This is a genomic window from Phenylobacterium sp. (assembly GCF_035276905.1).
In the GTDB taxonomy this organism is placed as follows: Bacteria; Pseudomonadota; Alphaproteobacteria; order Caulobacterales; family Caulobacteraceae; genus Phenylobacterium.
In genome coordinates, this window is the sequence record NZ_DATELG010000102.1 from 1 (window position 1) to 8,910 (window position 8,910).

Below are 8,910 nucleotides of genomic sequence, written 5' to 3' on the forward strand. Positions count from 1 at the left end.
CGTGGCGGCCTTGACCGTTTCCGACGACACCGCGCCGATCTCGGCCGCGGCGCTCTGGCTGCGCTCGGCGAGCTTGCGCACCTCCGAGGCCACCACCGCGAAGCCCTTGCCGTGCTCGCCGGCGCGAGCGGCCTCGACCGCTGCGTTCAGCGCCAGAAGGTCGGTCTGGCGGGCGATCTCCTGCACGATGGTGATCTTCTCGGCGATGGTCTGCATCGCATCAACCGCACGGTTCACCGCCTCGCCGGAGACCTCGGCGTCCTTGGCCGACTGGCGGGCGATCTTCTCGGTCTGGGCGGCGTTGTCGGCGTTCTGCTTGATGTTGGCGGCCATCTCTTCCATCGACGCCGAGGCCTCCTCGGCGGACGAGGCCTGCTCGGTGGCGCCCTGGCTCACCTGCTCGGCCGCCGACGACAGCTCCTGGCTGCCCGACGAGACGTTGTCGGCCGCGGACAGCGCGTCGGAGACCACGCCGCGCAGGCGCTCGACCATGCTGACCAGGGAGTGGCCGAGGACGTCCTTTTCCGACAGCGGCTTCGGCTCGACGGTGAGGTCGCCGTCGGCCACCTTGCCGGCCAGAGCCGCGGTGCCGCGCAGGTTGTCGGTCATGCGGTTCAGGACGACGATCAGGTCCTTGATCTCATCGTCGGTGGACACCTCGATCTTCTGGTCGAGATCGCCGAGCGCCACCGCGTCGGCCAGGGTGGTGATCTTGGCGAAGCCGCGGCCGATGATCAGCGACATCCAGACCGCCGCCCCGATCGCCAACAGCAACGACACCAGCGCCAGCCCCACCAGGAAGGCGAAGGTCGAAGCCTCGTCGTGGTCGACCTTTGCCGAGGACTTCTCGACATCGGCGCGCGCCAGGCCGACGACAGCGTCCATCGACTGCATGATTTCGCCATAGATGCGGTCGCCGTCGCCGTTGGCGAGCGCCTTGGCGGCGGCGTCCTGGTTGCTCAGCGCCAGCTCGCGCAGGCGGTCGTCGACGGCCAGGAAACGGTCGCCGGCCGAGCGAAGGGCGGCGAGCTGCGGCCGCATCTGCGGCGTCGCCGCCGCGTCGAGCTTCGGCAGCAGCGCCTGATAGGCCTGGCGCTTCTCGGCGAGGCGCGCGGCGATCGGCTCGGCCTCGGCGCGGGTGTCGGCCAGGATCATGTCGCGCTCGTCCCGCGACATGCCGACGACCTTGTTGTCGAGGTCCTGGATCAGCGCCAGCTGCGCCTCGGGTACGCCGAGGACCTGGTCGAACTCCTCGTTCATCGACCGCATGCCCATGGCGCCCAGCCCTGCGCATGCAATCAGCAGCACGATCATCAGGCCGAAGGCGATGCCGAGCTTGAGTTTAATGGTCAGGCGCATACGGCGCGGCTCCATGAACTTTAAATGCTGATCTGGGCTTGGGCGAAGGGGACGACCGTTCCCGAGGCGCCGCCTCGGGTGGCGAAGATCTGCGAAAGGTCGGGGACGATCACGAGCTCGCCGCCGCGCTTGGCGAGGCAGCGGATGAAGTCGGCGCGCCAGCGCAGGCCCACCGACGGCGGGGCTTCGGTGTCGGCGAGCGGCAGCAGGGTGACTTCGTGGACCTTGTCGGCGCGCAGACCCACCAGGGTCGCATCGCCGCCCTTGAGTTCGAACTCGATCACCACGATGCGGCTGTCGAGCGTGGGCTCGCCCCGGGCCATGCCGAACGCGAGCCGGAGGTCGGCCAGCGGGATCACCCGGCCGCGGAAGTTGATGACCGCCTCGACGAAGGGCGCGGCGCCCGGGACGCGGGTCTCGGCGGTCAGGTCGATCACCTCGCGCACCACGCCGGCGTCGAGCGCGAAGGTTTCGCCCTGGAGGTCGAAGGTCAGCACCTGCAGGGCTTCGCCGGCGGCCTGACGCTGGACAGCTCCGGTCATGTCGATGGCTTCGGACATCAGCTCGCCACCCGCAGGTGGGCGTCCTGACGCTGGCCGGCGGCGACCAGGTGCGGGACGTCGAGGATCAGGGCGACGCCGCCGTCGCCGAGGATGGTCGCGCCGGAGAAGGTCTCGACGTCGGCGTGCAGGGTCGACAGCGACTTGATGACCGTCTGGTGGTCGCCGAGGATCTGGTCGACGACGAGGCCGACGCGCTCGGCCCCGGTCGAGACGACCACGACCTTCTGGTGCGGATCCGGCGGCGCGCCTGTGTCGAACAGCTCGCGCAGGCGGATGAAGGGTACGAGCTGGCCCCGCAGGTTGATCAGGTGGCGACCGGCGGAGCGCAGGTCCTGCTCGATCGACAGCTCGACGCATTCCTCGACCGCGGCCAGCGGGATCACGTAGCGATCGCCGGACACGCGCACCAGCAGGCCGTCGATGATGGCCAGAGTGAGCGGGATGCGCAGCGTGATCACCGAGCCCTGGCCGGGCTCGCTAGTCATGTCCATCGTCCCGCGCAGGCCCTCGATGGTGCGCTTGACGACGTCCATACCGACGCCGCGCCCGGAGAGGTTGGTGATGGTCTGGGCGGTGGAGAAGCCCGGATGAAAGATCAGCTGCAGAAGCTCGCTGTCGCCGAGCACCGCGTCCGGAGCGATCAGGCCATTCTCCTCGGCCTTGGCCCGCACGCGCGCGCGGTCTATGCCGCGGCCGTCGTCGGCGATGCTGATCCACACCTCGGCGCCGGACTGCCGGGCCGAGAGGGTGATCCGGCCCGCGGCCGGCTTGCCCGCGGCCTGCCGCTGCTCGGGCGTCTCCAGCCCGTGGTCGGCGGCGTTGCGGATCATGTGCACCAGCGGATCGGCGAGCCGCTCGATGACCGTCTTGTCGAGCTCGGTGGCCTCGCCGTCGGTGACCAGTTCGATAACCTTGCCGGTCTCGCGGGACAGGTCGTGGATCAGGCGGCGGAAGCGGCCGAACAGCTGGCTGACCGGCACCATGCGCACCACCATCATGGTGTCGCGCAGCTCTGCGGCGAGGCGTTCGATCTCCTCGGAGACGCTGCGCAGATTGGGGTCGATGCTGCCGGCGGCGACCTGCTTGAGGCGCGACTGGGCGATCACCAGCTCGCCGACGCGGTCCATCAGCTCGTCGAGCCGCTCGGCCGGCACCCGCACGCTCTCGCCCTGGCGCGCCGTCCTGGCGGAAGACGCGGCCTCGGAGGCCACATCGGTCGCCGCAGGGGCGTAAGCTTGCGGCACGGCGGCTGCGGCTGCCTGAGGCTCCGGCGCGGCCTCGCCCTCGGGGCCGACCGCCTCGATCTCCAGCTGCATGTCGTCGATGACGAAGATGAACACGTCCTCGATCGCCGCCCTCGATTGGGCGGTGGTCACGACCACCTCCCAGCCCAGGCGGCATTCGGCGGGCGCGAGCTCGGCGAGCGGCGGGACTTGGTCGGTCAGCGCGCGGACCTCGCAGGCGCCCATCTCGCGCAGTTCGTCGATCAGCGGCAGCGGCCGCGTGCCGTTGGCGAGCGCGTCGGCCGGGAAGGAGAAGCGGACGCGCCAGGTGGTCTCGGCGGGCGTCGCGGCGGCGGGCGCCTGCTGGCCCCCTTCCACGGCGGCGTGCAGGCGCGCCAGCAAGGCCGCGCCTTCGGTCTCGGAGGCCTCGCGGCCCTCGGCGAGCGCGCGCATGTGGTCCTGCGCCGCCAGCACCGCGGCGACCAGCTCGGCGCTGGCCGGCGCCTCTCCCCTGCGCACCTTGTCGAAGGCGCCTTCGCAATGGTGGGTGAAGGCGGCCAGGGCGTCGAAGCCGAACATCGCCCCCGACCCCTTCAGGGTGTGGAGGCCACGGAACACCGCATCCACCAGATCCCGATCGGCCGGACGATGGGCCAGATCCAGCAGCCCCTGCTCGATCTGCTCCAGAAGATCCTGCGCTTCCTGCCGGAAGATCGCGACGGGATCGGTGGTGCTCACGCCGCCAGCACCTTGTTGACGATCCGCACCAGCTGGTCGGGCTGGAACGGCTTGGTGACCCAGCCGGTGGCGCCGGCGGCCTTGGCCTGCGCCTTGATCCCGTCGTCGCTCTCGGTGGTGAGGAAAAGGATCGGCACGCCGGCGTAGGCCGGCTGGGCCCGAAGCTGGCGGATCATCGTCAGCCCGTCCATCACCGGCATGTTGAGGTCGGTGATGATCAGCGAGAAGGCGCCGGCGTTGGCCTTGGCGACGCCGTCGGCGCCGTCCTGGGCCTCGACCACCTCGTGGCCGGCGCCGCCGAGGGCGATCTTGATCGCCTGCCGGATGCTCGGCGAGTCATCCACCGTAAGCACGGACGCCATCAGCGACCCTCCGATGTCTTGAGCCAGAATTCCTGATCGTCCGCCGCGGCGAGGAAGCCGCCGCGCGCGAGCGTCTCGCGCAGTTGGCCGGCGGCAGGCGCGGCCAGGTCGAAGGCGACGCCTGTCTCGCGCGCAGTGCGCCGGGCGGACTCGATGAGTTGGACGAACGTCAAATCGACGACGGCGTCTTCGGCGACATCCGCCTTCACGGCGCCAGACGCGCCAAAGACTTCAGTCAGCCGTGCGTGAGCGCCGGCAATCGTCTTAATAGTAAGCTCGCCAACGAATTCTATCGTTGTGAGCTCAGCAGCAGAACTGAGCACGGCGAGATCCGACCTTCTATCGTGATCGCTGTCATTCAATCAGGAGTTTGTCCTGACACTTTTGCGGTCGGAGCTTTAAGTTGTGGTAAACGGCCGAATGCGCGTGCTGCGCGCAACGGCCGTCGCCGCAAGCCGGGCGCCAGTTGGCCGGATTCCCGCCGCAATCTTCCACGGCGCCGCCCTGGACGGCGCTCCGCAGGCCCGGTGGGACTTGTTTTTGCGACTGGCTCGCATTAGCAATCCAAAGCTTCAGCAAGGCCTGCCGCATGACCCATTCGCTATCCGCCCGCCTTCGCCGCCTCTGGCTGGACGTCCACCTCTGGATCGGAGTCGGGCTCCTGGTGGTGCTGGCGCCGCTCGGCCTCTCCGGCTCGTACCTGGTGTGGCACGACCCGATCGACCACGCGCTGCACGCAGAGCGCTATGCGACGAGCGGCGAGGCGCAGCTGCCGGTGGAGGCCTACGCCGCCGCGGCGAAGGCCGCTTTCGGCCAGCGCGCTCTCTTGAGCCAGATCCGCTTGCCGCAGAAGCCGGGCGATCCGGTGGTGGCGCTGGGCCGCATCGCGGGCGCGCCCGGGCCGGGCGGTCGGCCGCGCACGCTGAACGCCTGGATCGATCCGCCGAGCGCGCGGGTGCTGGGCGTGGACGAGGTGGCGCGCGGCTTCAGCATGACGATGCACCGGCTGCACGGGACGCTGCTGATCCCCGACGTCGGCCGCAAGGTCGTGGGCTGGCTGGGCTGGGCGATGTTCGCCAGCTGCGCCACCGGGCTCTGGCTGTGGTGGCCCCGGCACGGCGGCTTCCTGAGAGGCCTGCGCTGGCGCCGGGGCGCCTCTCAGCTTTTCAACCTGCACCATATGCTGGGGTTCTGGATCTGCCTGCCGCTGGCGGTGCTGTCGCTCACCGGCGTGATCATCAGCTTCCCGCAGACCGCCGAGCGGCTGGTCGGCGGCAAGCCCGCCGCGCCGGCCCAGCGGGGGGCCCAGCGAAACGCCCTTCCCCTGGCCGATCCGGTGACCCCCCTGCCCGCGGCCCTGGCCGCAGCCCAGGCCGCCCGCCCCGCCGACCGCGTGGCGACGGTGAACTGGCCGCAGGCGGGCGAGCGCCCGGCCTGGCGGATCGAGTTCCGCGGCAAGGGACCGGCCGCGCCCCAGGTCTTGGTCGACGATCGCAGCGGCAGGGTCCGCCCCACCGGCGCCGGCGCCGGCGGCCCGCCGCAGCGCAGCCCCTTCGCCGTCTGGTCGCGGAAGATCCACGACGGAACCGACTTCGGCCTCGCCTGGCGGACGGTCATTTTCCTGGGCGGCCTGGCGCCTGCGGTGCTCAGCGTGACCGGCCTCATCATGTGGCTGCGCCGGCGCTCGCGGCGACGGGCGCTGGCCGCGGCGTGAGCTACCTGTCTCCCGCGGAGCCGCGGGAGGTCGTCACACCTCCGCCCACATCCTGAGCAGGTTGTGGTACGTCCCGGTCAGGCTGACGACCTCGGGGTCGTTGTGACCGAGCCGGGCGGCCAGGCCTTGGACGGAGCGGTCGAGGCCCAGGAGCAGCGTGCGTTGCTCGTCCGACTTCACCATCGACTGGGCCCAGAAGAAGGCGCCCCAGCGTGCGCCGCGGGTGATCGGCGCGACCCGGTGGAGGCTGGTCGCCGGATAGAGGATCATGTCACCGGCGGCGAGCTTGACCGCATGCTCGCCAAACGCGTCCTCGACGATCAGCTCGCCGCCGTCGTACTCGTCCGGATCGCTGAGGAAGAGGGTGCAGGAGACGTCGGTGCGGAACCGCACGGAACCGGCGAAGCGGATGGAATTGTCGACGTGGGCGCCGAAGCCCATCCCCGCGTCGTAGCGGTTGAACAGCGGCGGAAACACCCTGAGCGGCAGGGCCGCGGCGACGAAGGCCTGGTTGCGGCCGAGCGCGCCCAGGATCATCTCGCCGAGCTCGCGTGCGACCGGGGCGTCCTCGGGGACCTGCAGGTTGTGCTTGACCTTGGCCGACTGCTCGCCGGCGGTGGCGCGACCGTCGATCCAGTCGGCGGCGGCCAGGCGTTCGCGGCACAACGCCACCTGCTCGAGACTCAGCACCGCTTCGATGTGCGCCAGCATGGATCAGCGTCCTAGAAGGTGGCCCCGACGCCGAAGATCACCGTGCGGCCGGCCGCCGGGACGGCGCGGTTGCCGAACACCTGAGTGTAGTTCAGCCGGTCGGTCAGGTTGTAGAGGTTGATCGAGAAGCGATACCTGTCGATCCGGTAGGCGGCGAAGGCGTCGAGGGTCAGGCTCTCCGGAACCTCGCCGATGCGCGCCGTGGTCAGGGTGGAGCGGTCGGTGTAGCTGACGCTGCGGGCCGAATAGGTCGCAAAGAGCTTGCTCTGATAGACGACGTCGCCGCCGACGCTGAGGCCCGGAACCCACTCGCCCAGGTCATAGGTGGTGTAGAGCGAAGCCGAGTTCTTCGGCACGAACACCACCTGCCGGCCGACCGCCGCCGGATTCAGCACCGGAAGCGCCGCCGTCACGCCGACCGGGCAGACGATGCCGGTGGGAACGCCGGTGGTGGAGGTCGGCACGGAGCAGTTCGAGTAGGACTCCCTGATCTTGGCGTCGAGGTAGCTGTAGGCGGCCTCGACGGTCCAGGCCGGCGTGATGTGGCCGCTCAGCCCCAGCTCGACGCCCTTGACCTCCTGGCGCTCGCCCGACTGGGCCTGCAGGAAGCCCGTCGCCGGGTCGGTCTGCAGGGCGTTGTCCTTCTTGATGTCGAACAGCGAAGCGGTGGCGGCCAGGTTGGTCCCCGGAATGGCGACCTTCGCGCCGACTTCCCAGAGCTCGCTCTTCTCGGGCTTGAGGTCCCGGGCGCTGACGGAGAGCGCCGTGCCGGCGCCGACGATCGAGGTTCCCTGCGGCGTCTCTGAACGCCCCCAGGTGACGTAGAAGGTGCTCTGGGCGTTCGGCTCCCACATGAGGCTGACGCGCGGGCTGGTGAGGTGGGACTCCACCTTCAGCCCGCCCGGCGGCGAGGCCGCGCCGGCGTAGGTCACCGTGTCGAGCTCGGCGATGTAGCGGTCGAAACGGATGCTGCCGAGCACCGAGAGCTGGTCGTTCAGCCAGACCCGCTCGGTCGCGAAGGCGGCGAGGTCGGTGCTGACGCCGTGGGTCGTGTAGGCGCCCGCCCCGTTGACGTTGGTGAAGACGCTGGCGCCCAGGACGTTGGTCGAGCAGTTGATGGTGATGTCGGCCGGGCAGACCAGGTTCTGGCCGGGCGCCGGGCGGAAGACCGAATAGCCGGCGGGGAAGTCCGGATTCGGATTGACCAGCGGATGCGGCATGTTCGGCCGCGATTTGATCGTCGCCGGCAGGGTGTAGGCGTAGAAGACCTTGTCGTTGACCTGCTTGGAGATGTCGATCCCGAGGATCGACTGGTGGCGAATCCCGCCGATCGCCCCGTCATAGCGGACGGTGGTGATATTCTGGATCCCCGAGGAGTCCATGTCGTAGGGGCCCGAGCCGCCGATGCCGCCGAAGGCCTCGGTGGTCGGATCGCCGTCGAACAGCGCGGTGGTGCAGGCCGCGTTGCACTGGTCGGTCGTCGTGTACTGAAAGTAGCGCTTGTAGAAGCCCAGCCGGGTGTCCGAGTTGACGATCAGGTGGTCGCCCGCCCGGTGCTCGAACTGGAAGGTGAAGATGTCGGCCTTGGTGCGGTCGATGTCGTTCTTGAAGCCCAGGAAGCTCGACCGCTCGACGCCGACGTCGTACTCGGTCGCCGGCAGGGCGAGGAGCTGGCCCGGCGGCTGGACGATGGTGATCCCGTAGTCGGGGCGGCGGTAGTCCTGCTGGTGCAGGTAGTTGATGACGAAAGAGGTGCTGGTCCCCAGCCCCACGCCGGCCGACAGCGCCGCGCCCCAGCGGTCGGAATAGATCTCGTCGCGATCGACCACGCCGGTGTAGCTGCGCATCAGGTTCAGCCGCACCGCCGAGGTCTCGCCGGTCTGGTGGTTGATGTCGGCGAGGCCGCGGTAGTAGTCGCCGTTGCCCACATAGGCGTCGACGCTGGCGAAGTTATCGAGCTTCGGGCCCTTGGAGATGGTGTTGATCGCTCCGCCGACCGTGCCGCGGCCGAACAGGGCGCCGGACGGCCCCTTCAGCACCTGGACTTCCTGGTAGTTGAAGCTGTCGCGGGTGTAGACGCCGAAGTCGCGCAAACCGTCGACGTAAACGTCGTCCTTGGCGTCGAAGCCGCGGATCTTGAACTGATCGCCGTTGAGCGTGCCGCCCTCGCCGATGGCGACGGTGATGCCGGGCACGTTGCGCAGCGCCTGCTCGAGGCTGTTGATCCCCTGGGCCTTCAG

General features: G+C 69.6%; 8 protein-coding genes. 1 reads left to right on the plus strand and 7 read right to left on the minus strand.

Translation table 11 applies throughout. The annotated features are described in order from the left end of the window. The 5 genes from VJS38_RS04435 to VJS38_RS04455 form a co-directional block, all read right to left on the minus strand. Positions 1 to 1,359: methyl-accepting chemotaxis protein (locus VJS38_RS04435; RefSeq protein WP_324086941.1), on the minus strand; the 1,359-nt coding region annotated here is incomplete at its 3' end. A gap of 20 nt (positions 1,360 to 1,379) precedes the next feature. After that, positions 1,380 to 1,919 (minus strand): chemotaxis protein CheW, encoded by a 540-nt coding sequence (locus VJS38_RS04440; RefSeq protein WP_324086942.1) that lies wholly within the window; start codon positions 1,917 to 1,919, stop codon positions 1,380 to 1,382. Next, entirely contained in the window at positions 1,919 to 3,883 is a 1,965-nt protein-coding gene (locus VJS38_RS04445) for a chemotaxis protein CheA (protein WP_324086943.1), read from the minus strand. Before VJS38_RS04445 ends, VJS38_RS04440 begins: the two co-directional genes overlap by 1 nt. Then, positions 3,880 to 4,245 (minus strand): response regulator, encoded by a 366-nt coding sequence (locus tag VJS38_RS04450; RefSeq protein WP_324086944.1) that lies wholly within the window; start codon positions 4,243 to 4,245, stop codon positions 3,880 to 3,882. Before VJS38_RS04450 ends, VJS38_RS04445 begins: the two co-directional genes overlap by 4 nt. Next, positions 4,245 to 4,607, minus strand: a complete 363-nt coding sequence (locus tag VJS38_RS04455; RefSeq protein WP_324086945.1) for a hypothetical protein — start codon at positions 4,605 to 4,607, stop codon at positions 4,245 to 4,247. Before VJS38_RS04455 ends, VJS38_RS04450 begins: the two co-directional genes overlap by 1 nt. Before the next feature lie 227 nt (positions 4,608 to 4,834). Between VJS38_RS04455 and VJS38_RS04460 the strand changes: the two genes are divergently transcribed. Continuing rightward, positions 4,835 to 5,959, plus strand: coding sequence for a PepSY-associated TM helix domain-containing protein (locus tag VJS38_RS04460; RefSeq protein WP_324086946.1), 1,125 nt, complete (start codon positions 4,835 to 4,837; stop codon positions 5,957 to 5,959). Positions 5,960 to 5,992: 33 nt separating this feature from the next. On the opposite strand, the gene VJS38_RS04465 is transcribed toward VJS38_RS04460, so the two are convergent. Further along, a complete protein-coding gene (locus VJS38_RS04465; RefSeq protein ID WP_324086947.1) occupies positions 5,993 to 6,670 on the minus strand; it encodes a Fe2+-dependent dioxygenase in 678 nt (225 codons plus the stop codon). An 11-nt stretch (positions 6,671 to 6,681) separates the two neighbouring features. After that, the coding region (locus VJS38_RS04470; protein ID WP_324086948.1) for a TonB-dependent receptor at positions 6,682 to 8,910 on the minus strand (2,229 nt) is incomplete at its 5' end.

Bases quoted from the DNA above. Each gene is read 5' to 3' on its own strand.
- VJS38_RS04440 (WP_324086942.1), bottom strand. From the start codon at position 1,919: ATGTCCGAAGCCATCGACATGACCGGAGCTGTCCAGCGTCAGGCCGCC.
- VJS38_RS04460 (WP_324086946.1), top strand. From the start codon at position 4,835: ATGACCCATTCGCTATCCGCCCGCCTTCGCCGCCTCTGGCTGGACGTC.
- VJS38_RS04465 (WP_324086947.1), bottom strand. From the start codon at position 6,670: ATGCTGGCGCACATCGAAGCGGTGCTGAGTCTCGAGCAGGTGGCGTTG.
- VJS38_RS04450 (WP_324086944.1), bottom strand. From the start codon at position 4,245: ATGGCGTCCGTGCTTACGGTGGATGACTCGCCGAGCATCCGGCAGGCG.